Origin of the sequence: Providencia sp. PROV116 (assembly GCF_028482485.1) — a bacterium.
GTDB lineage: Bacteria > Pseudomonadota > Gammaproteobacteria > Enterobacterales > Enterobacteriaceae > Providencia > Providencia rettgeri.
The window spans coordinates 36,672-62,527 of the sequence record NZ_JAMPQO010000028.1 but is presented as its reverse complement, the minus strand read 5'-3'; the positions used below and the strand labels follow the sequence as shown (position 1 = coordinate 62,527).

Below are 25,856 nucleotides of genomic sequence, written 5' to 3'. Positions count from 1 at the left end.
TATAACGACAAAAGCGCCCCTAATTGCTGGGCGCTTTGATTATTTGGCAGAACTAAAACTGATAACGCTATGTTAGAGAATTACATCAAGAACGAGGACACCAACTAGACCTATCGCCCACGCAATGGTGGTCGGAATAGACCAAACAATCATTTGTTGTTTAACATCCTTAATTCCCATCATTCTGTTCACCACCCAATATAGGCTGTCGTTGAAGTAACCGAAGAACAGAGACCCCATGGTTGCCGCTTGCGCCGCGACCAATAAGTTAATATCCGGTATTTGGCTAATGATTGGCGCAGAAATAGATGCTGCGGTAATCATTGCTACCGTACCCGAACCTTGAATCAAACGAACCAATGTCGCGATGATAAACGGAATCAATACTGGTGTAATCGGCAGATTTGCAACATGTTCAGCAAGAATATTTCCTGTGCCACTATCACGCAGTACCGCACCTAATGCACCACCCGCTCCCGTAACTAGCAGGATAATACCCGCTGCTTGTAAGCCTTCTTCCATACGGTCGATGACTTCTTCTTTTGTTGCTTTTGGCATTAATGTGTAAACAGAGATCAACACACTAATTGATAATGCAATAATTGGTGCGCCTAAGAATTCAAATGTTTGGAAATACCAATTACTTTCCATACCTTGGAAAGATTCTGTTTTGAGAATTAATCCATTGATAGCATTGATAAAAATTAACAAAATAGGTGTGATAATCGGTAAAAGCGATAAGAACAGGCTTGGTAATGGCTTATTCGCTTTTTCTTCCATATAACGAGCGTGAACTTCTTTCAGGTCTTCGCTGCCCGTTTCATCTGGCATAAATTCAGGGTACTTAGTCCCTAACCATTTTGCGTAAAACACAATACCGATAACACAAGGAATAGCCAGACTCATACCCGCTAGGATCATGGCGCCAACATCGACACCAAAAATCCCTGCCACGCCTAAAGGCCCTGGTGTTGGTGGAACGGTGTGGTGTGTCACCACTAGCCCACCAGCGAGTGCAACGCCTAAAGTTAGTATGCTACGTTTACCATTTTTGGCTAATGCTTTTGCCAATGGGTATAAAATCACAAAAGCAGAGTCAACGAAGATAGGAATACTAACAATATAACCCGTAATCGCTAACGCCCATTCTTCACGCTTTTTACCTAACCATTTGATAAAGCTATAAGCGATTTGTTCAGCAGCACCTGAAACTTCCAGCACCCTTCCCATCATTACCCCGAGTCCGATAACAATACCGATGCTACCGAGTGTTGACCCAAAGCCTTTTGTAATGACTGTCACTGTCTCTGCGGCGGTCAAACCACCAGATACACCAGCGATTGCTGCAGCTATTAGCATGGCTAATAACGCGTGAACACGCGTTCGTAATACTAAAAAGATCAGGACAAATATGGCCACTGCGAGGCCAATAACAGGAATATAGGACATAGGCTATCTCCTACTTAGACGAGCCGTGGTGAGTGATAAACGAACGGATCGCATCACCAAATGAGCCATCGGCACGGAAACCGAGATCCAATGCACGGCTGATATCAAATTTACCCGGCCAGCTCGCCACAATGCGGTTAATAGCTTCATCTGGTTCAAAACGAATAAGATCCACCGCTTCTTGGCCTGCAACATCACGCAGGGCATCAATCATGCCTTGAACAGTAACCGTAATACCTGGTAGGTTCACAGTGCGAGATTTACCGAATTTCTCAGCAGGGATACTGACCGCATGAATAAAGTTGTTAATCACGGTTTCAGGGCTAGATAACCATAGCGCAAGGTCAGGGGAGACAGGGCAAACACTTTCAATCCCATTTAATGGCTCACGAATAATGCCGCTTGCGAATGAAGACGCCGCTTTATTGGGTACACCAGGACGAATACTAATGGTGGGTAAACGCATCACACGGCCATCAACAAAGCCTTTACGTGAATAGTCATTGACCATCAGTTCACACATCGCTTTTTGAGCGCCATAGGACGATTGCGGGTTAACGACACACAAGTCTGTGATGACATCCGGTAGCTCACCACCAAACACGGCAAGAGAACTGGTGAACATAAATTTGATTGCTGGGTTCTTGGCTCGAGCGACTTCCAATAATTGGCGAGTAGCTTCGAAGTTAACCTTCATACCCAAGTCAAAGTCACTTTCAGCGTGACTACTTACGATAGCGGCAAGGTGGAAAACCACGTCGGTTTGTGCATCGATCAGTTTATCAGCCGCGCCTGCTTGCGTTAAATCTAACGCAACGCAACTGACTCTGGCATCTTCAACCGGTGATGTAGGGCATTGAATATCGGCTAAAACAAGGTGGTCAAATTTTAAACCCTGGCTATTTTTAAGCAAAGCAGCGGCTAGCTGCTGGCCCAGAAAGCCTGCGCCACCAGTAATAATAACTTTCATTGTAATTCTCCTTGCTATAGCCTTTTAGCTGGCTATGCAGTTTTAGGTAAGATTATTTATGTTTTATGTCTTGATTAAATGAAGTTTTATGTTTTGTTCTGTTATCCGCTGCACCACATCAGCTGGCAACTGGTCATCGCAAATGATGTCGTGCAATTGATTCAATGGGCAAACACGAAACATGCCATATTTGCCGAATTTGCTACTGTCTGAAACCAGTACACAGCGACGGGCAACATCTAATAGCGTTTGTTTTATCTGAACTTTTTCTTCATGTGGGGTAGAAACCCCGTGCTGTAAATCCCATGAGCTAGTGCTGATAAAAGCAATATCAACATTGAGTGTTTTCAGCATCATCGCGGCCGTATTTCCTACACTAGAATGGTTACGTTTATCCACCAATCCCCCGGTGTGGTATAGGTTTAGCTGCGATTTATTCATTAAGTACTGCATAATCGAAAAATCATTAGTGACAATCGTTAAGTTAAAACGCTCACCGAGTACGCGCGCTATCTCAAAAGTGGTGGTTCCTGCATCGAGATACACCACTTGCCCATCTTCAACTAATGAGCTGGCAAACTGACCAATTTCACGCTTATGGCGATGATGCAACCGCGCCTTTTCACTCCAAGGTAGCTCTTGGCGCAACACATCATTTAGCTTAACTCCACCACTGATACTGAGTACCTTCCCTTCTTCTTCTAACATCCGAATATCACGTCGCACTGTCATATGAGAGACATTCATTAGCTCAACCAAATCACTGATCGATACGGTTTGATGTTCATGCACGTAACGGTAAATAAAATCACGACGCTCAGAAGGGAGCATAGGTTCTCCTAATTATGAATTTGCTTGTTTAAGCCAGCCTAATCCATCTTCGGTGCGGCCTGCAGGATGGTATTCACATCCTAACCAGCCTTCATACCCCATTTCATCCAACTGCTTAAAAATCCATGGGTAATTGACTTCGCCGCTATCCGGTTCATGACGATATGGAACTGACGCTATCTGAATGTGACTAAATTTACCCCATAAACGCTCAATTGTTTTCAATAAATCACCTTCCATAATTTGGCAGTGATATAAATCCAACTGGATAAATACATTTTCACGATTAATTTCAGGTAGTAATGCTTCCGCTTGTTTTTGCGTCGTCAAAAAATACCCGGGCATATCGCGGGTATTGATGGGTTCGATAAGCACACGAATACCGTGCTCAGCCATCACATCTGCCGCATATTGAATATTTTTGATATAGCACGCGGTTTGCTGTTCAAGTATATAATTTTCATTCACTTTCCCCGCCATCGCATGAACTTGTTTACAACCTAATGCTTTCGCGTATTTCAATGCAGTTTGTACACCTTCGGCAAATTCGCTCTCACGACCCGGGAGCGAAGCCATACCACGCTCTCCCTGAGCCCAATTTCCCGCAGGCATATTAAACAGGGCCTGTGTTAAATGGTGTTTGCTCAGTTCACCCGCAATGACATTGGCATCTTCTTCATAAGGGAAGAGATATTCAACACCGTTAAACCCCGCATTTGCAGCACGTTCAAAGCGCTGTATAAAAGGCACTTCGGTAAACATCATGCTTAAATTTGCAGCAAATTTAGCCATTTTCGCCTCGCTACTTTTGTGGATAACGACTTTCGAGCTGTTCAACTTGCTCTTGCGTTAATGTTGTAAAGCCATGTGGGCGCAATGTGATATATAAACGAGCGGTATCTTCTAACTCTTCTGCATTGAAGAACGCTTGTCTTAACGTTTTGCCACCCACGACCGGACCATGATTCGACAGCAATACCGCATTATGTGTCGGTGCTAATTTTGCAATTTCCTCACCAATTCGGTCATCCCCCGGTGGCAAGTATTCAATCAATGGCAGTTTCCCCACTCGCATCACATAATAAGGTGTGATTGGAGGTAAACAATTTTTTGTATCTAACCCCGGCAAGCAAGACAACGCCGTTAACCAAGGTGAGTGAAGATGAACAACCGCTTGGCAATCAGGGCGTTGCAAATACATCGCCATATGCATAGAAACTTCTTTTGTCGGTTTATCTCCCCCAATCCAATTTCCTTGTGCATCAAGTTTACTCAGTTTGCTAGGGTCTAAATCACCAAAACTGGAGTTTGTCGGTGTCACAATAATCGAACCATCAGGTAACCGAGCACTAATATTTCCTGCACCACCGCTGCTGTAACCACGGTTAAACATTGATTTAGCCCAATCGACTAACTCTTGGCGCAGCGCCTTTTCATCACTCATTAAACATCTCCTGTGCAAACTGGAAGAAATTTTCTTGGCCGAAATTACCTGATTTCAACGCTAACCAGTTACCGCTTGCTAAGTCTTGTACCCATGGCACACCTGGGGCGATTGGTGAGCCAATACTTAATTGTTCTGTCCCAAGGCTTTGAACCACTTTTCCGGAGGTTTCACCACCCGCAATAATAAAGGTGTCATATCCTTTCGCTTGCAACAGCGCGACGACCTCACCAAATACCTTCTCGACCGCGAAACTCGACTCCGCAGCACCGTATTTCTCTTGTGTTTTTTTCAGTAATTCAGGTGATTGAGTGGCATAAAGCATTGGCGCCAAACCCGTTAGTTGCTGTGCTTGCACCCAATCTGCCAATGTTTTGGCATACTCAGGGTTATTTAAACACTCACCCACATCCAACATTTTTGCAGGAGCAACTTGCTGATAAGCCTGAACTTGTTTGTTAGTCATTACCGAGCAACTTCCCGATAAAATAACTGTTTTTCTGCTTTTACCTGTTGGCTTTTCACCTCGTTGCGTTGTACCGTCCCATGGACATTGGCTATCCACATTGGCCAGTGCAGCACCGAGACCGGAACCCCCTGTCAACAATGGCATCGCTTTAACCGCTTGTGCAATAGGGAGCAAATCATCCATTGTTAAGCTATCAACAACCGCGTAACTCACACCTTGTTGGGCTAACTCGGTCAGTTTTTGGCTAACAACCTCACTGCCTTTTTGAATATCTTCAAGTTTGATTAGACCGGCTTGACCTTTTGATTGTTTTTCCATCACACGCAATAAATTTGCGTCGGTCATTGGCGTTACAGGATGGTGCTGCATGCCACTTTCATTAAGTAGCTGGCCATTCACAAATAAATGTCCATGAATCACCGTTCTACCGTTAACGGGTAGCGCGGGGCAAACTAATGCTAAATTTGTACCCAGTTGCGCCATTAATGCATCCGTAACGGGGCCAATATTGCCTTTTTCGGTTGAATCAAACGTCGAACAATATTTAAAGAAAATTTGCTGGCAATGCGCTTTGTGTTTCAGCCAATTACATGCATTGGTCGATGCACTGACGGCTTCATCGACAGGACAAGAGCGGCTTTTTAAACTGATCACTATCGCATCAACATCTTGTGGTACTGGTGTGCTCTCATTGGGTTCATTCAATAACTGAACAACCTTCCAACCGTTTTGCACCATAAAGCCTGCAATATCTGTCGCACCGGTAAAATCATCTGCTATTACGCCTAACTTCACTGTCATGCTTTTTTCTCCGGTAAAGTAATACCTTTAAATGTTTTAATCACCGCGCTGTCATCCTGTTGACCAAAGCCTTCATTGCTCGCTGAAATAAACATTTGATGAGCTGTTGAAGCAAGTGGTAATGGGAAATTTAGTGCTTTTCCAGTTTCCATCACTAGCCCTAAGTCTTTGACAAAAATATCTACTGAGGATTTTGGCGTATAATCACCGTCTAAGACATGTTGCATACGGTTTTCAAACATCCATGAATTTCCAGCTGCATGAGTGACAATGTCGTACATCACGTCAAGCTCAATACCCGCTTTGGCGGCTAAAGCCATACTTTCTGCCGCAACAGCAATGTGTACCCCAGCTAATAACTGGTGAATCGTTTTGACGGTTGAACCTAAGCCAACTTCATTCCCTACTCGATACAAGCGCTCAGAAATAGCGTTAAATACGGGTGAAAGCTGCTCAAATAGAGCTGGTTCACCTGAAGCCATGATGGTCAACTTCCCTTCAGCGGCTTTAATTGAGCCACCTGAAATAGGCGCATCTACAAGGGGTAATTGATATACAGCAAGTCGCTGAGCGATATTTTTAGTTTGTTCCGCAGCCAAGGTACTGTGCAGCACAATAACTGTGCCGGGGCGTAATTGTTCAACTAAAGGCTGTTCCCCCGAAAACAAAATGGCTTCAACTTGACGACCATTAACCACTACCAGCAACAAAGCATCAATTTCATGGGCAAATTCCGCTGCATTTTGCCCCACTGCAATTGCTCCTGCATTAAATAGGCTTTTGCATGCATCTTGGTTTAAATCAAATCCATAGGTGGGAATGTTATTTTTTATAAGAGATTGTGCGATCCCCATCCCCATAGAACCTAGGCCAATCACGCCAATTTTATTAACGAAATTTCCCATAATGACCCCTGATGTTGTTAATCTTCGTGACTGTTGTGAATTTTCACACAATAAAATTCACAAACACATGACTAACATCACATTTGAGATAATATAAAAAACCAACAAACAAAGTATAACCAGTTGAATTAAAACAAAATAAAAAGCACCGCACCTCAAACACACTTTCACAGGATAATGTGATAAAAAATGTGATGCACATTATGTTTATTCACGTTTAATTCACAAATGCCAAACCGTGGTTTTTTTACTGGGCTATATTCAATGCATCATTTCTATTGACCTAAAACTTAAATTGCTGAAAATAGCCGACTACAATTTTTTGAATAATGCTCCATACTATGAATGAGAGCATAAATTGGCAGATTGCCTAGGAGATAACATGGGGTTGTTTGAGCAAATGATGGGTATGGTTGCAGGCGATAAAATGCAACAGTTTCAATCAGTAATAAACTGGGTTGAGAATCAAGGTGGCCTTCAAGGTGTTATCGAAAAATTTAATGAACAAGGCTTAGGTGGTGTTATTGCCTCGTGGATCAGTGAAGGGAATAATTTACCTATCGATGCCAGCCAATTAATGCAAGTTTTTGGAAATGCGAATATCCAAGAATTGGCTCAACAGGTAGGCTTAGAACCTCAAGCAACCTCAGAAATGATTGCTAAATATCTTCCTCAGTTAGTTGACAGCGCCACACCAAATGGCGAAGTTCCAGAAAACCTCGATTTGGCTTCTATCGGTATGAACTTACTGAAATCCAAATTATTTGGTTAATATTTTCTAAAAAGGCAGGTTTCCCTGCCTCAGACTGCTGAAAACATATTATGTTTGGCGGCAAGTCGAATAGGTTTTGAAAATAAACGAGGAAAATCAATTTATTGATTTTCGGCTGATAACACAAAGCGGGAAAAACCACGCTTTTATCCCGCTTTGTCAACAACCTCAGGCAGGTTTCCCTGCCTTTTTGACACACTAACTAGTCGCCATTTTACTGCTCATTTCTAAGCTGTTTCGCTGCCTCAACCATGTTGGCTAATGCTTGGCGAGTTTCTGGCCAGCCGCGAGTTTTCAAGCCACAATCTGGGTTTACCCATAAGCGCTCAACCGGAACACGCTTCGCTGCCTTTCTTAATAGCGCAACAATCCATTCCACATTAGGTACATTTGGTGAGTGAATATCGTACACTCCTGGACCAATTTCATTTGGATAATCAAAATCTTCGAATGCATCTAACAAATCCATATCTGAACGTGATGTTTCAATCGTGATCACGTCGGCATCCAATGCCGCAATGGAATCCATGATGTCATTGAATTCGCAATAGCACATATGGGTGTGAATTTGTGTGTCGTCATCCGCAATCGCAGCACTGAGTTTGAAAGCATCAACCGCCCATTTGAGGTAAGCCGCCCACTCGTCTCGACGCAATGGTAACCCTTCACGCAGTGCAGGCTCATCGATTTGAATAATACCGATACCTGCTTTTTGTAAGTCGTCGACTTCATCACGCAAGGCTAGCGCAATTTGTTTCGCAATCGTTTCACGGCTCACATCTTCACGCGGGAATGACCAACATAGAATAGTGACTGGGCCGGTTAACATCCCTTTGACCGGTTTTTCCGTTAAGGACTGAGCATATTTTGCCCACTCTACTGTAATCGCTTCTGGGCGACTAATGTCACCAATGATCACTGGGGGTTTTACACAACGCGAACCATAACTTTGCACCCAACCATTTTGGGTAAATACATAACCATCAAAGTGCTCACCGAAGTATTCCACCATGTCATTACGTTCAGCTTCACCATGCACAAGGACATCGATATCTAAAATTTCTTGTTCTTTAATGGCTTGCTTAATATGCTCACTAATATTGGTGCGATAGTAGGTTTTATCCACATTCCCTTTTTTGAAGTCTAAACGTAATGTTCTGATTTCACTTGTTTGAGGAAATGAGCCAATCGTGGTTGTCGGCCATAATGGTAAGTTAAAGCGTTGACGTTGGCGTGCTGCTCGCTGTGGATAGGGGCTATAACGTTCTGTATCCCCTTCGCTGATTGCTGCTAAACGCTGAGCTACTGATGCATTATTCACACGAGCTGATGTTCTACGCGCTCGAATAGGTGCACTGTATGTATCTAATTCAGCAATATGGCTGTCTGTTGGCTGATTTAACGCTTTTGTTAACAGAGCAAGTTCTTCACATTTTTGGATAGCAAAAGCAAACCAGCTTTTCACCTCAGCATCTAAACGTGTCTCATCATTTAAGTCAATTGGGCTGTGTAGTAATGAACATGACGTTCCTACCCATATATCACGCTGGCCTAAGAACGGCTTCACCTGTAAGAATTTTTCCCCTAAGTCAGCCTTCCATACGTTACGACCATTAATAATTCCTAGTGATAATACCCAGTCTGCTGGCAGTATTTGGTGTAATTTTTCAATATCATCAGCGCCTGCAACCACATCAACATGTAGACCTTGCACAGGGAGTTGCTTAATCAAGTCTACATGGTGACTAATGCCATCGAAATAGGTGGTTAACAGTAATTTTATTTGGCCTGACAGCGCTTGGTAAGCCTGCTGATAAGCTTGCTGCCATTGCTCTGGTAAATCTAACACTAATGCAGGCTCATCAATTTGCACCCACTCAAGACCTTTTTCTGCTAAGCGCGACAGGATCTCCTGATAAACAGGTAATATTTCATTCAATAATGATAAGCGGTCAAACGGTTCACCTTTCACTTTACCTAACCAAAGGTAAGTAATAGGACCAATGATAACCGGTTTCACATTATGGCCTAATGCTAATGCCTCATCGACTTCATCAAACAGTTGTGTCCAAGACAGCGAAAATTGTTGCCCTTTTTGAAATTCAGGCACGATGTAGTGGTAGTTAGTATTAAACCATTTCGTCATCTCGCCTGCTGGAGCAGGTTTGCCCGTTGGTGCGCGACCGCGAGCAACACGAAATAAAGTATCCAAATCAATCGAACCATCTTCATTTTGATGGCGTGGCGGTACATTGCCCAATAGCAAACTGGTTGTCAGCACTTGGTCATACCAAGCGAAATCACCAACAGGTAATAGCTCAACGCCCGCATTTTTTTGTTGCTGCCAATGGCGCACACGTAACTGATAACCGGTTTCTAATAGTGTGGCCTGATCAATTTTACCTGCCCAATAATCTTCTTGTGCACGCTTGAGCTCTCTTTTTAGACCGACACGTGGAAATCCAAGTGTATGATTTATAACAGACATATTGACCCCTTAAAATATTTAGCCGTCTAGATGTTTACACATCCATAATCAACAGGTACTGTATAAAGCACAAGCGCAAATTATTCATTGTCACCGTGAAGGTTTCTCATGATCGAATTAAAACATCTAAAAACATTGCAAGCGCTCAGCCAATACGGTTCATTAGCGGCAACAGCAACACACTTGCACCAGACACAATCTGCTCTATCACACCAATTTAGTGATTTAGAGCATCGATTAGGTTTCCGGTTATTTGTTCGTAAAAGCCAACCATTGCGCTTTACGCCACAAGGAGAAGTCTTATTACAATTAGCACAACAAGTTCTGCCATTAGTAAAAGATGCCATTCGAGTATGTAATGAGCCTGGGGTTTGTGCGTTACGCATCGCTATTGAATGCCATAGCTGCATTCAGTGGTTGACCCCTGCATTACAGCAATTCAGACAAACTTGGCCTCAAGTTAGCATCGATTTTAAATCTGGGGTGACGTTCGACCCACAGCCTGAGTTACTTTCAAGGGAATTGGATATTGTGATGACCTCTGACATTTTGCCAGATCAAGGCATCCACTATACGCCAATGTTTGATTATGAAGTGAAGCTGATTGTGGCGAATGACCATCCGCTAGCCAAAAGACCGCATATTGAGCCCCATGATTTGGCGGATGAAACGTTGTTTATCTACCCGGTACAACGGGATCGCTTCGATGTTTGGCGCCATTTTCTGCAACCTGCAGGCGTGTCACCTAATGTGAAAAATGTTGATAACACATTAATTTTAATTCAAATGGTCGCAGCTAAAATGGGCATTGCCGCACTGCCTCACTGGGCAGTTGATTCATTTGAAAAACAAGGGTTGATCAAAACCAAAACCTTGGGTAGCGGTTTGTGGAGCCGGCTGTATGCCGCTTGCCGTGAAGGAGAGCAGCGCCAGCCAGCTATTGAGGCGTTTACTGAGACGACGACGGATCACGCTGTGGAGAACTTGTCTTATGTGAAGGCCGCGAAAGGATCCAACGCTTATGCACCCAAAGAGAAGCAACTATTAGGCTCGATCCTATGGTAAAACTCAGCCAATCCGGATGTTGTTGCCAGATAGCAAAATTAACTAATAACCCCGCTGGGACCATCATGTTATTCATAATAGCAAGGGTTCCAGCATCCACTTTGGTTGCGCCATAGTTCCACATAAAGTAGCCAATGCCTGAAGCTGCAATCCCCAACCACAGTAAGACACCCCACTGGAGAGTTGTTGTCGGCATCATCGATTTATTACCAAATAGCAACCACCCTAGTAATGCAATTAACGTTGCACCAAGGTAAAACCATGAGAAAGCCTGATGTTGAGGGATTGGATGCACCTCCATCAGACGCTTATACCCCACCTGCCCAATCGCAAAAAAGATATTTGCTAGCTGCACAAAAAGCAAACCTAACCAAAAAGATTCGCTCAAGTGGTCATAACGAATAATTGCCGCGCCAATTACCGCCAATAGTGAGCTAAACAAATAACCTTTACGCAACTTTTGCCGTTCTAGTAAGTCATAAATTAACGTGACATATAGTGGTGTTAATACTGTAAAAAGCAAAAATTCGGCAACGGTAAGGTATTGATAAGCATGGAATACAAATAGGTACATGATGCCAAGTTGGCAAGCGCCCACTAGCATATAAAGTGCAATCACTTTAGCGCTAAACTGGCGCCAACGTAGGAAAGGTAAAAAAACTAGCGAAGCCAGTGCCACCCTTACAAGTACTGAAAACCAACTATCTACTTGGCCCGCAAGGTATTCGCCGATAAGACTAAACGACGCTGCCCAAAGCAGCGTCGTGATAACAAGTAACCACATAATGCTGTATTTCGCCCCAAACTTTACAATGTCGGCTAGAATACTCGCTTTTTGGTTTTAATGCTCTTTTTCGATCAAAACGGCTTCTAATAAATCCAGATCAACCAACAGCGTTTGTAACGTTTCATTACTGATTTTCTTGGTTGCACGTAAGTGATAAAGCTCACCACGCTCCGCACGTAATGCCGTCAAACGAAAACGTCGTTCAAGGTCTTCAACCAGCAAATTATGATCAATTTCATCTTGCCCTGCCGTACGTCGTCTTAGATAACCTGTCACACGGGAAGCGACTTCACTGATATCTTCTGAATCGAGTTTTTCATCAACGTCAGCAGATAAACGTTCCTGCATCTTATTTAAGCTAACAATTGCCACTTCTGCCATTGCGGCTTTTGCCATTCGAATTTCATTGGCATCGGCTTCTTTGTCTCCCACGGTAAAATTACGTAGCAGAAGCGGTAAAGCGACCACACCTGCAAAAATGGAAAATAAGATAACCCCTGCGGCAATAAATACTAGCTGATAACGCGCTGGGAATGGTGAACCATCGGTTAAAAATAACGGAATAGAAAGCACACCCGCTAAGGTAATCGCACCGCGTACCCCTGCAAAAGAGGCTAGCCAAAGCTCACGTACGGTATAGTTAGCAAATTGCAGTGGTTTTTTCTTTAAGAATAAACGGCTAAACCTTTTCATCAGCCATAGCCAACAGAAACGCAATAGCAGTAGAGCAAAATAGATAATGGCTACTGCCGCAAATAGCATCCAAGTTTCTACGCTTGGGTCGAGATCCGCTTGGATAACAGACGTTTCCCAAATACCGGGCAATTGAAGCCCTAACATGATGAAAACCAACCCGTTAAAGACAAATTCAAGCATAGACCAAACGCTATCAGCGCGTAGTCTCATCGCTAATGGAGCGTTACGGATAACCCCAGACTTTGTGATAGTCATACCGGCCGCAACAGCGGCTAAAATACCTGAAAAACCAATATGTTCCGCTATCATGTATGAAGCAAATGGTAGCAATAACATAAACACAATTTGGGTTGCTGGGTCATCACCGCTCCAACGGCTCATTAGACGTAATGATTTACTGTATAACCAAGTCACGATAATACCCGCGAGTAGCCCACCAATCGCGACCTTGAAAAATTCAATGGTGACGCCAGAGGCACTAAATACCATCGTCCCCATGGCAATTGCTACTGCAAATTTTAATGCTACCAGACCAGAGGCATCATTCATCAATGCCTCCCCTTCTAGCACACTCATCATTCGTTTAGGGATACGCCCCTTTCCGACAATGGATGATAAGGCAACGGCATCGGTTGGTGATAACACCGCCGCTAGAGCAAATGCTGCAATCAATGGAATACCTGGCATCAGCCAGTAAATTAAATAACCAATCCCAATCACTGTAACCAGTACAAGAACCAACACTAAAATAAAAATTTCTCGACCGTTTTGAAAGAATTCGCGTGTTGGCGTTTTCCACCCATCAACAAACAACAAAGGTGGAATTAACAGAACCATAAAAAGTTCTGGGTCAAAGGTGACATGTAGGCCGAATTGAGGCCATGCTAATAGCGCACCAATAGCAATTTGAATGAGAGGAAGAGGAATACGAATAGGAAGAATTTTAGCGGCAACCCCTGAAACAGAGACAGCTAAAATCAAAATAAGAATAGTAAAGAAAATTTCCATGTTGCCCTTACTGAATTAACCTAGCGACTAGAACCTAAAATATTGCCTGCCGCCGCATAGTAAGAGATAGCACCGTCCAGACCATGATTATTAAAACCCAGCCATTCACCAGTGGAAATCATGCACATCCACTTGATTAACCGCCTTCTCTCTATTTTATCCTTAGCCATCCATTTTCGGGGAAAAAATTGAGACTTTACGATTAATTAATACAATAAGTTAAAAAGGTGGCAACATTAGCCACCCTATTGAAATAATATACTTTAGATTGCCAATCCTGAAGCGTAAAACGCCACTAAAAGTACCGCAATAATGACTGTGCCAATATTCAATTTGCGCCATTCACCTGCACAAATACGGCCGATAACCAAAGCAGCAAAGCCCAACATGATACCCGTGACGATATTACAAGTCAGAACAATGAATACCGCACACAATAAACCAGACATTGAATCTACAAAGTCATCGAAATCAAGCTTAGAGACATTACTTAACATTAAAAGCCCAACATACATCAATGCCGGCGCCGTTGCATAGGCAGGCACCAAATAAGAAAGTGGCGATAAAAAGAGAATGAGTAAAAACAGTACGCCGACAACCACTGCGGTTAAGCCTGTACGACCACCAGCAGCAGTACCCGCTGCAGATTCAATATACACAGCAGCAGGAGATGCGCCAATCGCCCCCGCAAAGATACTGCTCACGGAGTCTGCGGTTAACGCTTTACCACCATCAATAATTTGGCCGTCTTTATCCAATAAATTGGCTTGTCCCGCCACCGCGCGAATAGTCCCCGTTGCATCAAAAACAGCGGTCATCACTAATGCAAGTAAGCTTGGCAATACCATTGGCTGTAATGCGCCCATGATATCCATATTGAAAACTAATGAAAGCCCATCATCACCCAATGAAGGCAACTTGAAAAAGCCTTGATATTTAACCGCAGGATCAAAAATTAAACCAATAATTGAAATTGCAATAATAACAAGTAATACGCCACCCGGAACGCGGCGTTTTTCTAAACCGAAAATGACCGCTAACCCAGCCAATGACATTAATACAGGGAAAGATGTAAATTCACCTAGAGCAACAGGCAAACCTGCATTTGGGTTTTTGATCACTAAACCCACCCCATTAGCAGCTATTAATAGTAAAAATAAACCGATACCAATACCTGTGCCATGTGCAATACCCATTGGCATATTGCGTAAAATCCAACTACGAATACCTGTCACAGAAATGAGGGTGAACAAACACCCCATTAAAAAGACAGCGCCCAATGCCACAGGAATACTAATTTGCTGCCCTAAGACCAAACTAAATGCGGTAAATGCAGTCAGTGAAATAGCACAACCAATCGCCATCGGTAGATTGGCCCATAACCCCATCAATAAAGAACCAAAACCAGCCACTAAGCAAGTTGCAATAAAGACCGCTGTTGGTGGGAACCCTGCTTGCCCTAACATGCCAGGTACAACGATGACAGAATAAACCATCGCTAAGAATGTGGTTAATCCTGCAATGATTTCACGGCGAACTGAAGAGCCCCGCGCTGTTATCTTGAAAAATGAATCCAATTTGCAACTGGATGAAGCCTGTTGGCCTGACATGGTATACCTCTGCTGTTTAATGGAAAACGACGACTTTCAAATACTGCTAACGACTAATTTATACGTTGACGTAAACGATTACGTTTTTAAGAAAAAACAAACTGGCTGAGAAAAAATCCCAATAAAAACAGTTGCGCAATCGTTTGGTTTTTAAAATAGAATAAAACGTATCGTGAGGAGAGCAATTATCATTCTAAACAGGGGGAATGATCAAGCATTTTTAGCATTTCTTACCCGTTTGTTCTTTCCCCCCCCCCTCCCAGATATATAGTCTCTTAAGCAATGAACATTATTTTCAAATAATGATTCTTTTTAGTTACATTTATTTTACGTAAAAATAGCTAAATACCTTTCATATAATGTCTGTTTAAAGTGGAAGGTTATTTCTTTGATACAATCCAAGAATATTTGCTTACAAAACCAATAGCTAAAAACTTATTTACTGGTGGTAACATGCGTCTGTTAAAAATGTGGCTAAAAATACATTTCTTATTGTTTTTCATTAAAAAAATATCATTCACTGAGTAAATATATATTTAAGTATATAAGCTCAATTATTATCAACCGCAGTTATAGTTTCAATTTAATCAAGTAAAAAACACATAAAACGTATTAAAATGTCAAATAAGAATGCACCATTAATCATATTACAGCGGAGTATTTTACTGCTTTTTATTAGTTTTCTTGCTCTGTATTTATTACCAGGAATATATAGCCATAGCCCTTGGAAGCAAGATGAAAATTATAGTTTTGGTATTATTCAAACTATGTATGAAACTGGTAAATGGTTAGTTCCCACAAATGCGGGTGAACCATTTATGGAAAAACCCCCGCTTTATTATTGGGTTGCTACGATTACCTCTCATTTATTATCAAGCTTGATGCCACTTTATGATGCAGCCCGTAGTGCAAGCTTAATTTTTTCGGTTATTAATTTTTCATTTTTTATCCTTTTGGCGCGTCGTTTTTTCCAAGCCACAGACTTCACTGATACTCGGATGTGGGTCGCTTTTGCACTGTATGCCTGTGCTCCCGGTATTATCAGACATAGCCATGATATGTTTACCGATGTTGCACTAATGGCAGGAACAACTATTGGCTTATATGGGTTATTGGGGCTGATACAACAACAAAAAATGCGCATGTCTGCACTTTGGTTATCTCTTGGGACCATCGTCACCATGTTGTCAAAAGGCGTTTTTATTCCTGGCGTTCTCTGGATTTGCCTATTTTTATCACCTATTTTTCTTACTCAATGCCGAACTAAGCGGTTTTGGCTACACAGTTTAACGGCGGGGTTAATCGCGCTTATCGCCATTTTGCCTTGGCCTATCCAACTGTATCTTCAGCATCCCGATTTATTTCTTGTGTGGTTTTGGGAAAACAATATCGGCCGCTTCTTTGGTTTTTCGGTTGAAAAATTAGGGGCAAAAGCTAATTTAACTCGCATTCCAGCGGCAGTTTCCTTATTTGCCTTTCCTTCTGGTTTACTGGCTGTCGCTTATTTTCTAAGGCACCCGATTAAACGTTTATTTAATTCAAATGAGTTTCTGCTGGCGCTATTTCCTTTATTAGGTATCATTTTTTTACAGATTTCAGCTTCTGGTCGCGCGCTATATTTACTCCCTTTTGTTGCCCCCATGGCCATATTAGGAACCCAAACACTACTCAGTTTCCCTGAAAAAATTCTTAATGGTATCGCTCGCTTTGCGGCTATTTTATGGTCTGTACTCATTCTTTTTTTATGGGTCTGCTATCTTATCGCCTTGATTGGCCATCAACACGAATGGCTAACCCCATTTAGCCGCTGGCTTCCTATGAGCTACCAAATGCCCTTTTCTTCCATTGCATTTATCAGTGGTCTGTTGATTACATTAGTGTGGTTTTTACGCAATAAAATTATTCCAAACTTTATCTCACCGGCTTTTCACATGATGAAAAATTGGTTATTAGGTCTATGTGCCGCTTGGGGGATAATTTTAACTTTGTTTTTGGGCTGGATAGACTACGCAAAAGGTTTCGAAGGGGTTTTTGTCGATTTAAACCAGCATTTAGCAGGCCAATTTACAAAAAACGATTGTATGGCTTCTGATAATATTGGCGAATCTGAAGCACCGATGCTCTACTATTACACTGGCGTATTACACCAACGCCAAGACCGCTTTGAAAAACCTGAACAATGCCGCTGGTTAATTGTACTCTCGAAAACAATCAAACCTGCACCGCAAGGCATGGAATTATTCTGGCACAATCATCGGCCAGATGAATTCCGAGAAAACCTTGTTGTGTATAAAGTTATTGAATAATCTATTTGTGGTGCTCTCTAGCTTAAGTAGGGCACCACAAATGCGCTTTATGGGCTGACTTGTTCAACCATTTGAGCGCTATATTTTTCTCGTGTGAACCATAAAAATACTGCCACAGACAGAACCAATAGCACCGGTAAGCCCACTGGTGAGATTGAAGTCGCCACTCCCGCCAATAATGGCCCTGATAAATTACCAATTCCCCATAGCATGGCTGCCGCTGCATTAGCGATGATCAATTCATTCCCTTTGAAATATTGGCCAATTTGTACCAAGGCAATCGTATAAATTGCCCCTGCCGTGGCTCCTAAGATAAATAACAGAACCCAAATCAGATAAGGTTGAGTAATAAGGAAGGGTAATAATAAGCTAGCTGCGAGTGTGATAATACCGCAAATTCGGTACAGTTTTTCTCTATTCATATGGTCTGCAAGCCAGCCAAAAGGTAACTGCATAATGGCATCTCCAGCAAGGATGGCGCTAATCATTAATGCAGCAACCGCCTCTGTATGCCCCATTCCCATACCATAAATTGGGAACATCGATAAAATGGTTCCGTCAAAAAAAGCAAAAAATAAAATTCCACCACAAATACCCGGTGCAATTTTTACAAATTGAATAATTGAAAAATTAGATTGCGCGGCATTTTCAGCTAAACGGTCACCAACTTTTTGATCCATTAAAATAAATAGCACTACAGAGATGAAATGGATCAACGTACAAATCAATAAAGGCGATTTATCTTCCACACCATAATAAGCAATAAATGAAGGCCCAAGTAGCTGACTTACTGTGAACACGGTAGTATAGATTGCTAAGATCCGACCCCGCTTATTTTCAGGGGATAATTCATTAATCCACGTTTCTCCCAAGCAAATCATCACGCCACTCGCTAAACCCGTAACTAACCGTAATGGAAATAACAGCCAAAGTGGTAACGTACTCAATAATGGCAATAAGCTAATGGCAGAAACGAGGGTTGCCAATAGCATTGCCTTTCGCTTACCTGACCAACGCACAATACGTTGAACCATAGGGGCAATTAAAAACATACCTAATGCAGGAGCCGCAGAAATAATGCCAATATACAACTCATTGAAACCATAATTATTTAGCCTAAGAGCCACCATTGGAATACTTAGCCCAATAACGATACCAATGACAGCAATACTCATTGTAATGGTAAAAATAGCAAAAGATGGGGAACGTCGAAAATTTTGTAAACGCTGATTATCAGAGCTCATGTTGAAATTAACCCGTTTCTTTTTAGCAAAAGAACAGATTTTAACTCCATAAAATAGATTATTATGAAAAATAAAAAACCGCATCATTACTAGTAAAACTAATAATGTTCGTGGTGATTGTAACACGACTCATATATTCTGCTATTTATCTTTATAAAACTATTTTTAATATTCTAAATACTTAAAGGACGAAAACATATCGATAAAGCAGCACAATACCTGATAATAAAATTATGACGTTAATAACTTTTAAAAAACTTTCACGTGAAATTTTTAATGTTATATGCCGACCAACCCACGTACCAATTAACATGGCAGGGGAAAATGCTAAAGCAATCAATAAAATATCTAGATTGAGATACACACCCATTACTAAAAATATCACCACTCGAGTCAGCGTACTAAAGCCAATTAACGTCATTTGAGTGACACGAAAACGCTGTTTATCTTCAATTCGGCTAGATAAATACATGGCATAGATAAAACCACCACTGCCAAATAAAGCACTAAAAACACCGCCCACTAAACTAAATGGGACAACCAACGCTTTTGAAAAAGGTGATTTTGATTTTTTAGAAAAAAAAGCATGTAAGACATAACCGACAACAAATAACCCAAGTAATAATACGAGTATATCGGGACGCGTTTTTAATAAAATCGCAGCACCAACTAAACTCCCGATTATCATTAATGGAATTATCCATTTAATTTCCTGATAATCCGCATTTTTACCATCTTTAAGTAAATTTAAAACTGCAGCGGTTAGATCTATTAACGCAAGGATTGGAACAATCATGTTTAACGGCAAATACATGGCTAATACAGGGGTTGCAATAAGAGCAGAACCAAAACCCGCCATGCCAAAAACCAAATAAGCAAACAACAATGTCGAGAAACAAATCGCCATTTCTGGTGATAACAATTCAAACGGCATGACCTTAACTCCAGAAGTTTTTTAACTTCCTCACTATAGATTTTTTCAAATACAGAAAATAGTTTTATTTTTGTAGGGTTTTAAATTTCAAATCTATATCAAAAAACAAAATAGCCACTTTAAATACAATATACAACTAAGAGTGTATAATTTACTTCTCTGAGTGATACAGAACTAGCACAATAAATTAAAATTCAGGTAAAGACACATTGTGGATAAAAAAATTAATTTAAAAATAGGGCAGAAAATTCGTTTACTTAGGCAAGCAAGGGATCTCTCGCTAAACGAACTATCTCGTTTATCAGGGATTTCGAAAGCCGCTTTATCCAAACTGGAATCTGGTGATTCAAACCCACGCATCGACACATTAGAGTCGATCGCCATTGCTCTACGCTTTCCTCTCAGCGATTTGTTTACGCGGCAACATGAAGCTTATCCCTACTTGCTTAAAGCCACTCCCAGTGAAAAAGAGTATTCACAACAGTTTAAATTTCGCATTAGCATGGGAAATATCTCTGAAATCTGGCAATTAACCATGAAAAGAGGCGCTATCATTAATAGCCCCGCCCATATGAGTGGAACTCACGAGCACATTATGGTGAATTCTGGCTCACTCATGTTGCGGTTACATAACGACCAAAATATCCTTTTGGAGGCGGGGGATTTCTATGCTTTCAGTGGTGATTTCCCACACAGTTACCTATGCATGGAAGGGGATCTCCAAGCCACCATCGTCATGACATACTCTCATCTTAGTGATAGTGTTTAAATTATGGCATGTTGTGCATCATAACTAACGCGCAACGTTCCCTTTTTAAATTTCATCGACTTAATTGAAAAATGCTGAATATTATCTAGCGAAGAAACATGCGTTCCACCACAAGGCATTTCTTCAGTTTGGTCGATGTAACTGATCCGCAAATCCCCCTTTTGCTTTATTGCAACGGCTCGCCCACTGCGAATGCTTTGGTTAACAATATCTTCGATATATTGGCTATCAAGTTTATCAAAAGGAGTGACATCCCCTTCCATCATGCTAAATTCTACTCGAGATTCATCAGGAAAATGATGGCCTTTTTGTGCCAGCCAGCCAAAGCGACGCAATTCCCAATTCAACAAATGGCCAGCGGTATGTAGCGCAGCGTAACGCTGACGTTTTTCCTTATCTACCCTTGCAACCACATTATTTTCTTGACTAAAAGTAACGCCTTCAGGTAGGTATCCTACAATTAAACCATCCTGTTGTTTCTTAATACGAACAGTAATATCATTCACCCAAGCTGTATCCATGGGTTGCCCACCACCTTGTGGGTGGAAAATATTGTCTTTTAGAGCCACCCAATGACCTTCATCATTATTCCCTTGTGCCAGTATGGTTGTTTCAATTTCATATTGATAAGTGTTCAATAAATAGATGTTATTTTGCATAAATTTATACCTGTTTATTATTCAATTTACCAAATGCAAACCTGTAATGCATTCAAAAAATCATTATTCAGCAACTGAATTTATACCATCTTTGTTCGGTTTAGGAAACCCTAATTATCGCTATGATTAAACATAAAAGAAAATAGCCCATACTGTTGGTATGGGCTATTAGGTCATAAAATTTACCTCAGAATTACTGCAAATAATTTTGCATTGTTTCGAAAAGACGCAAATCATCACTAAAGCGTACTTCCCGAACATCTTCTAATTTTTCAACTTGGTTAATCATTTGCGGCAAACGCTCATCTTTTTGTACTAATAGCCATATACGGCTTTCATCTTTATCTTTAATCGGCATACATAGAATGCCATCAACATTAAATGCTCTGCGTGCAAATAAACCACAAATATGTGACATTACACCTGGGTGATTACGAACAATTAGCTCTAAAGCAATCGGATGATGTTCAAATACCATAATTACGCTCCAATCATATCAATGTTAGCTGCACCTGGTGGAACCATTGGGTATACCTTCTGATTCACATCAATCAAGGCATGGATCAAACATGGACCTTTGGTATTCATTATCGCTTCTAATGCCATTTCTGGATCTGCTTCATTATTTAAATCGCAAGTTTGCAAACCAAACCCTGCCGCAATCTTAATAAAATCGGTTTGATACGGATAAGCTGCAGCAAATATGCGGTTTTCAAAAAATAAATCTTGTTGTTGATGTACCATCCCTAACGCTTGGTTATTCATTAAAATAATTTTGATATTCAATTGGTGTTCCGCTGCGGTGGCCAATTCCTGAATATTCATCATCAAGCTGCCATCACCGGAAAAACACACAATGGTTTTTTCGGGTTTTGCCAGCGCTGCACCAATGGCAGCAGGTAGCCCAAAGCCCATGGTACCTAACCCGCCTGATGTCAGCCATTGACGTGGGCGAGACAGAGGGTATGCTTGAGCCGCCCACATTTGGTGCTGCCCAACATCCGTTGTCACAATCGCCTCTTCACCAGCCGCACGTGCCGTAGACAGCACTAAACCATAATGGTTCAGCGGGTTATCAGCCTCGCTAAAATTCAATGGATATTGCTCTTTTAATTGATTCACTTGCGCCATCCAATCTGTGCGCTCATTGCGTTCTACTAAAGGCAATAATAATTCCAATATTTGCCCTGCATCTGCATGAATAGCGATATCTGGACGCTTAATTTTGCTGATTTCTGCTTTATCAATATCCACATGGATGATTTTCGCGTTAGGGCAAAACTTCTCTGCTTTACCTATCGCCCTATCATCAAACCGTGCACCAATCACAATCAATAGATCCGATTCTTCCATGATCATATTAGTACTTGCGGCAGCGTGCATACCTAACATTCCTAAATATAATGGATGGCGCATTGGAATAGTGCCAAGTGCCATTAACGTCATGGTTGTCGGTAATGAAGCCTTTTCCGCAAAAGCGATTGCTGTTTCTGTCGAATCAGAACTAATTACCCCACCACCAAAATACAGTACTGGACGTTTCGCCTTATTAATCATTTCAGCCGCTTGCAGAACTTTTTCCACATCAAATGCGGGTGCTTTATCTTTCGGTAATACTTCTGGTATTTCAGTTAGTTCAATAGTGGCAGTTTGCACATCTTTTGGAATATCAATCCAAACAGGCCCAGGGCGGCCTGACTCTGCAATACGAAAAGCATCACAAATCACTTGTGGCAATTCATTGATATTACGGACCAAATAATTATGTTTGGTGACTGGAATCGAAATACCATAGGTATCAACCTCTTGGAAAGCATCTGTGCCAATCATTGACGAAGAAACTTGAGCCGTAATACAAACCAGCGGGATAGAATCCAGTTTTGCATCAGCGATAGCGGTCACTAAGTTTGTTGCCCCAGGACCACTTGAAGAGATACAAACCGCGGCTTTCCCCGTGGTACGTGCAATTCCCTGAGCAATAAAACCTGCACCTTGCTCATGGCGAGCCAATATATGGCGGATTTTCTGGCTTTGACCTAATGCATCATAAAAGGGTAAAGCCGCTCCACCTGGAATGCCAGAAACGATGGTAATACCGTGTTTTTCCAGTAAATATACAATTAATTCTGCGCCCGTAAAGCGGGTTTTATGTGGTGCTGTGGTGCCCGATTCGCTCATCATAATTATCCTTTGCTAGCCTGCGGATCCGAGCGAGAGGTGATAAAAAACCCCGCTCGGTTTGCGCCGGCGGGGTTTCTAAATCTGCGTTGATTTGTACCCGTTACGGCGCTAAGCCCACGACCACCACCACACGCACGACCACCGCGGCACGTGGCGCGGTTAGTAGTAGGTTTAAGTGATTAGTCGTCATGTTCACGGGTTCTTCCTGTTTAGTCTGTCTAATTTATTGATTATTGTTTTTCAGTTTCTTTTATTAAAAGAACATAAATTTCCCAGCATGACAATCATTTTTTCTTGTTTTATCCCAAAGGAATAGTAATTGCGACACTCATCACATCTCGCACCAGCAGCAATATTATCCATTAAAACAAAAAAATATAGCATTAATCACTACTTAAAATACCATCGCAGACCTTGACTTAAAGTCAACTTTAAGTTGTATCCTTTGCTGCATTCAGAGGGATTATTCCCTCAATGTAAGAAATATAACCAATTGATTTTTACTTAATAGACAGAGGGATATATGCCAAAATCCGTTTGGTGGTTAACTATCACACTTGCATTATTTATCACAGGAAATGCGATTGTCCTTTCTGTAGCAGTAGTTATTGGCGAAAAATTGGCTACCAACCCAACTTATGCAACTATTCCACTGGTAAGTCAGTACGTTGGCTTAATCTTAGCAACTATTCCGATCGCATTTTTAATGCAAAAATATTCGAGAAGGGTGGGCTTTATTATTGGTAATATCGGTGGGTTAATCGGTGCAGGCTTCTCTATTCTTGGTGTGATAGAAAGTCATTTAGTGTATTTTTCCATCGGGTTGTTTTTCACTGGGATTGCTATTGGTACTGCACAACAATTCCGTTTTGCTGCAATTGAAGAGGCACCAATTTCTTTACGAGCAAAAGCTATTGGCCTTGTTATGAGTGGAGGCATTGCTGCGGCCTTAATCGGGCCAACATTAGCCATTACCACCCAACGCTTTTTTACAGAATACCCGTTTGCAGGGCCGTTCATCACGTTAGCCGCCATTTATGTGATCGCATTTATTCTATTACTCGTTGTGCCTTTAAAGAAAATAGTGAAAACGCCATCGGATGAAGCGTTAGTCAAACGCAACTACAGTGCATTGTATTCACAACCTATTTTAAAATTAATCGCTATTGTCAGTGCCGCTGGGTATGCCATTGTAGTTTTTACTTTTGCCTCGATACCGTTATCTATGAAACAACATGACTTCGCCTTTTCCTCTATTGCGATTGTATTTCAATTCCATGTATTAGGTATGTTTGCACCGTCATTCTTCACTGGAACATTAATCCATCTTTTAGGGGCAAAACGCATTATTTCCTGCGGTATCGTACTGTTAATTTTATCAGCAACTATGAACCTGCTAGGTAACCATTTTTACAATTATTTGTTGGCGGGTATATTTGTGGGTGTTGCTTGGAATTTGCTTTTAATCAGTACCACCAACCTACTGCCCCATACATATAAAATGCATGAGCGAGCTAAAGTACAAGGCATGACTGATTTTCTTATCTATTTTTTCGGTGGAATAGGCAGTTTAGGAGCAGGCGTTCTTTTCTTCACTCTCGGATGGCAAGCGATGAATATTCTATCTGTAATCATTTCCGCTACAATTTTAATTAGTTTTTGGAAGCTAAAAAAATATATCCCCAAACACCAATGAAAAGTGATATCACTGTGCGATGGTTTTATATTCAGAGAGCGTAATAATTTCATCTATTGTTAATCGATATGATGAATATATCTCCTTAAGATAAACTCTACTGGCTATAAACTAATTAAAAATCGGTATTTTGTCTGTTTTGCCAATTAACAAACTGAATTCAACTTCGTTTACTATTTATTTATTGGCTATTGACTGAATGAGGGATAAGATTAAAAAGTAACTAATAGGAAGATATTATGTATAAAGAAATCCCTGTCCCCTATAATGGGAAGTACACAGAATTTCAATCTACAGTTGTTAATGAAATATTAGTTTGGATTGAAATGAACTTAACCAGTCGTCTATTACTTGATGATATTGCACTAAAATCAGGATATACAAAATGGCATTTACAAAGAGTATTTAGAAAAGTTGTTGGTATGCCTTTAGGTGAATATATTCGCCGAAGGAGAATCTGTGAAGCTGCTAAAGATCTATGCTCCACTGAACTTCAAGTTATTGATATTGCATTAAAATACCAATTTGACTCCCAGCAATCTTTTGCAAAGCGATTTAGAGCTTATTTAGGTACGTCACCGTCAATCTACCGCCTGTCCGGTGAAAGCCAAAATGATCCATTACTACTGGAACCTAAAGTAGCTTGATACGCTAATATGAAAATAAAATTTATATTTCTTTTTTTTATAACACTACCAATACAAAGCCCCATGTAATTTAATTGCTGGGGCTTTTTTTATTTATTTAAGAAATTCTTAATTTAGAATTAATA

The 25,856-nt window shown here is 41.3% G+C and carries 23 protein-coding genes; 6 read left to right on the top strand and 17 right to left on the bottom strand.

What is annotated here, in order from left to right; translation table 11 throughout:
• Positions 1 to 72: 72 nt before the first annotated feature.
• The 7 genes from PSE72_RS17390 to ltnD all read right to left on the bottom strand — a co-directional run bounded on the left by PSE72_RS17390 (position 73) and on the right by ltnD (position 6,869).
• Positions 73 to 1,449 carry a GntP family permease gene (locus PSE72_RS17390; protein ID WP_004914902.1) on the bottom strand — a complete coding sequence of 459 codons (1,377 nt, stop codon included), beginning with the start codon at positions 1,447 to 1,449 and terminating at the stop codon, positions 73 to 75.
• Positions 1,450 to 1,459: 10 nt separating this feature from the next.
• The gene (gene denD / locus PSE72_RS17385) at positions 1,460 to 2,419 is read right to left on the bottom strand and encodes a D-erythronate dehydrogenase (protein WP_115166568.1); all 960 of its coding nucleotides are present in this window, start codon (positions 2,417 to 2,419) and stop codon (positions 1,460 to 1,462) included.
• Positions 2,420 to 2,482: 63 nt separating this feature from the next.
• The gene (locus PSE72_RS17380; RefSeq protein ID WP_004914906.1) at positions 2,483 to 3,250 is read right to left on the bottom strand and encodes a DeoR/GlpR family DNA-binding transcription regulator; all 768 of its coding nucleotides are present in this window, start codon (positions 3,248 to 3,250) and stop codon (positions 2,483 to 2,485) included.
• Between the two features lie 12 nt (positions 3,251 to 3,262).
• Positions 3,263 to 4,042 carry a 2-oxo-tetronate isomerase gene (gene otnI / locus PSE72_RS17375; protein WP_115166567.1) on the bottom strand — a complete coding sequence of 260 codons (780 nt, stop codon included), beginning with the start codon at positions 4,040 to 4,042 and terminating at the stop codon, positions 3,263 to 3,265.
• A gap of 10 nt (positions 4,043 to 4,052) precedes the next feature.
• The gene (gene otnC, locus PSE72_RS17370) at positions 4,053 to 4,694 is read right to left on the bottom strand and encodes a 3-oxo-tetronate 4-phosphate decarboxylase (RefSeq protein WP_109912576.1); all 642 of its coding nucleotides are present in this window, start codon (positions 4,692 to 4,694) and stop codon (positions 4,053 to 4,055) included.
• Positions 4,687 to 5,964, bottom strand: coding sequence for a 3-oxo-tetronate kinase (otnK, locus tag PSE72_RS17365; RefSeq protein ID WP_115166566.1), 1,278 nt, complete (start codon positions 5,962 to 5,964; stop codon positions 4,687 to 4,689). The genes otnC and otnK overlap by 8 nt, the downstream gene beginning before the upstream one ends.
• Entirely contained in the window at positions 5,961 to 6,869 is a 909-nt protein-coding gene (gene ltnD / locus PSE72_RS17360; protein WP_004914916.1) for an L-threonate dehydrogenase, read from the bottom strand. The genes otnK and ltnD overlap by 4 nt, the downstream gene beginning before the upstream one ends.
• Positions 6,870 to 7,251: 382 nt before the next feature.
• Between ltnD and PSE72_RS17355 the strand changes: the two genes are divergently transcribed.
• Positions 7,252 to 7,641, top strand: coding sequence for a YidB family protein (locus tag PSE72_RS17355; RefSeq protein ID WP_004914918.1), 390 nt, complete (start codon positions 7,252 to 7,254; stop codon positions 7,639 to 7,641).
• Positions 7,642 to 7,855: 214 nt separating this feature from the next.
• Here PSE72_RS17355 and metE read toward each other — a convergent pair whose 3' ends face one another.
• Positions 7,856 to 10,129: a 5-methyltetrahydropteroyltriglutamate--homocysteine S-methyltransferase gene (metE, locus tag PSE72_RS17350; RefSeq protein ID WP_109912579.1), complete on the bottom strand. Its 2,274-nt coding sequence runs from the start codon at positions 10,127 to 10,129 to the stop codon at positions 7,856 to 7,858.
• A gap of 108 nt (positions 10,130 to 10,237) precedes the next feature.
• Here metE and metR point away from each other — a divergent pair, with 108 nt between their 5' ends.
• Positions 10,238 to 11,194 carry an HTH-type transcriptional regulator MetR gene (gene metR, locus PSE72_RS17345; protein ID WP_109912580.1) on the top strand — a complete coding sequence of 319 codons (957 nt, stop codon included), beginning with the start codon at positions 10,238 to 10,240 and terminating at the stop codon, positions 11,192 to 11,194.
• On the opposite strand, the gene PSE72_RS17340 is transcribed toward metR, so the two are convergent.
• The 3 genes from PSE72_RS17340 to PSE72_RS17330 all read right to left on the bottom strand — a co-directional run bounded on the left by PSE72_RS17340 (position 11,079) and on the right by PSE72_RS17330 (position 15,295).
• Positions 11,079 to 11,978, bottom strand: coding sequence for a carboxylate/amino acid/amine transporter (locus PSE72_RS17340; protein ID WP_117163035.1), 900 nt, complete (start codon positions 11,976 to 11,978; stop codon positions 11,079 to 11,081). The genes metR and PSE72_RS17340 overlap by 116 nt on opposite strands.
• Before the next feature lie 57 nt (positions 11,979 to 12,035).
• On the bottom strand, positions 12,036 to 13,685 hold the full coding sequence (locus tag PSE72_RS17335) for a Na+/H+ antiporter (protein ID WP_004914931.1): 1,650 nt from the start codon (positions 13,683 to 13,685) through the stop codon (positions 12,036 to 12,038).
• A gap of 263 nt (positions 13,686 to 13,948) precedes the next feature.
• Entirely contained in the window at positions 13,949 to 15,295 is a 1,347-nt protein-coding gene (locus PSE72_RS17330) for an NCS2 family permease (RefSeq protein ID WP_115166565.1), read from the bottom strand.
• Positions 15,296 to 15,912: 617 nt separating this feature from the next.
• On the opposite strand from PSE72_RS17330, the gene PSE72_RS17325 reads away from it, so the two are divergent.
• Positions 15,913 to 17,601 carry a hypothetical protein gene (locus PSE72_RS17325; RefSeq protein WP_115166564.1) on the top strand — a complete coding sequence of 563 codons (1,689 nt, stop codon included), beginning with the start codon at positions 15,913 to 15,915 and terminating at the stop codon, positions 17,599 to 17,601.
• A 47-nt stretch (positions 17,602 to 17,648) separates the two neighbouring features.
• Here PSE72_RS17325 and PSE72_RS17320 read toward each other — a convergent pair whose 3' ends face one another.
• Together PSE72_RS17320 and PSE72_RS17315 are read right to left on the bottom strand one after the other, a co-directional pair.
• Positions 17,649 to 18,932 carry an MFS transporter gene (locus PSE72_RS17320; RefSeq protein ID WP_115168245.1) on the bottom strand — a complete coding sequence of 428 codons (1,284 nt, stop codon included), beginning with the start codon at positions 18,930 to 18,932 and terminating at the stop codon, positions 17,649 to 17,651.
• 94 nt (positions 18,933 to 19,026) lie between these two features.
• Positions 19,027 to 19,779, bottom strand: coding sequence for a sulfite exporter TauE/SafE family protein (locus tag PSE72_RS17315; RefSeq protein ID WP_115166563.1), 753 nt, complete (start codon positions 19,777 to 19,779; stop codon positions 19,027 to 19,029).
• 211 nt (positions 19,780 to 19,990) lie between these two features.
• On the opposite strand from PSE72_RS17315, the gene PSE72_RS17310 reads away from it, so the two are divergent.
• Positions 19,991 to 20,548: a helix-turn-helix domain-containing protein gene (locus PSE72_RS17310; RefSeq protein ID WP_115166562.1), complete on the top strand. Its 558-nt coding sequence runs from the start codon at positions 19,991 to 19,993 to the stop codon at positions 20,546 to 20,548.
• Here PSE72_RS17310 and PSE72_RS17305 read toward each other — a convergent pair.
• The 4 genes from PSE72_RS17305 to ivbL all read right to left on the bottom strand — a co-directional run bounded on the left by PSE72_RS17305 (position 20,545) and on the right by ivbL (position 23,578).
• Positions 20,545 to 21,207: a hypothetical protein gene (locus PSE72_RS17305; RefSeq protein WP_115166561.1), complete on the bottom strand. Its 663-nt coding sequence runs from the start codon at positions 21,205 to 21,207 to the stop codon at positions 20,545 to 20,547. The two genes, PSE72_RS17310 and PSE72_RS17305, sit on opposite strands and share 4 nt — an antisense overlap.
• A gap of 193 nt (positions 21,208 to 21,400) precedes the next feature.
• Entirely contained in the window at positions 21,401 to 21,685 is a 285-nt protein-coding gene (gene ilvN, locus PSE72_RS17300; protein WP_004914949.1) for an acetolactate synthase small subunit, read from the bottom strand.
• Between the two features lie 2 nt (positions 21,686 to 21,687).
• Positions 21,688 to 23,385 (bottom strand): acetolactate synthase large subunit, encoded by a 1,698-nt coding sequence (ilvB, locus tag PSE72_RS17295; protein ID WP_198642012.1) that lies wholly within the window; start codon positions 23,383 to 23,385, stop codon positions 21,688 to 21,690.
• 103 nt (positions 23,386 to 23,488) lie between these two features.
• Positions 23,489 to 23,578 (bottom strand): ilvB operon leader peptide IvbL, encoded by a 90-nt coding sequence (gene ivbL / locus PSE72_RS17290; protein WP_109912586.1) that lies wholly within the window; start codon positions 23,576 to 23,578, stop codon positions 23,489 to 23,491.
• A 333-nt stretch (positions 23,579 to 23,911) separates the two neighbouring features.
• Here ivbL and PSE72_RS17285 point away from each other — a divergent pair, with 333 nt between their 5' ends.
• Together PSE72_RS17285 and PSE72_RS17280 are read left to right on the top strand one after the other, a co-directional pair.
• Positions 23,912 to 25,084 carry an MFS transporter gene (locus PSE72_RS17285; RefSeq protein WP_217007886.1) on the top strand — a complete coding sequence of 391 codons (1,173 nt, stop codon included), beginning with the start codon at positions 23,912 to 23,914 and terminating at the stop codon, positions 25,082 to 25,084.
• Between the two features lie 239 nt (positions 25,085 to 25,323).
• The gene (locus PSE72_RS17280) at positions 25,324 to 25,731 is read left to right on the top strand and encodes a helix-turn-helix domain-containing protein (RefSeq protein ID WP_117163030.1); all 408 of its coding nucleotides are present in this window, start codon (positions 25,324 to 25,326) and stop codon (positions 25,729 to 25,731) included.
• Positions 25,732 to 25,856: the final 125 nt, after the last annotated feature.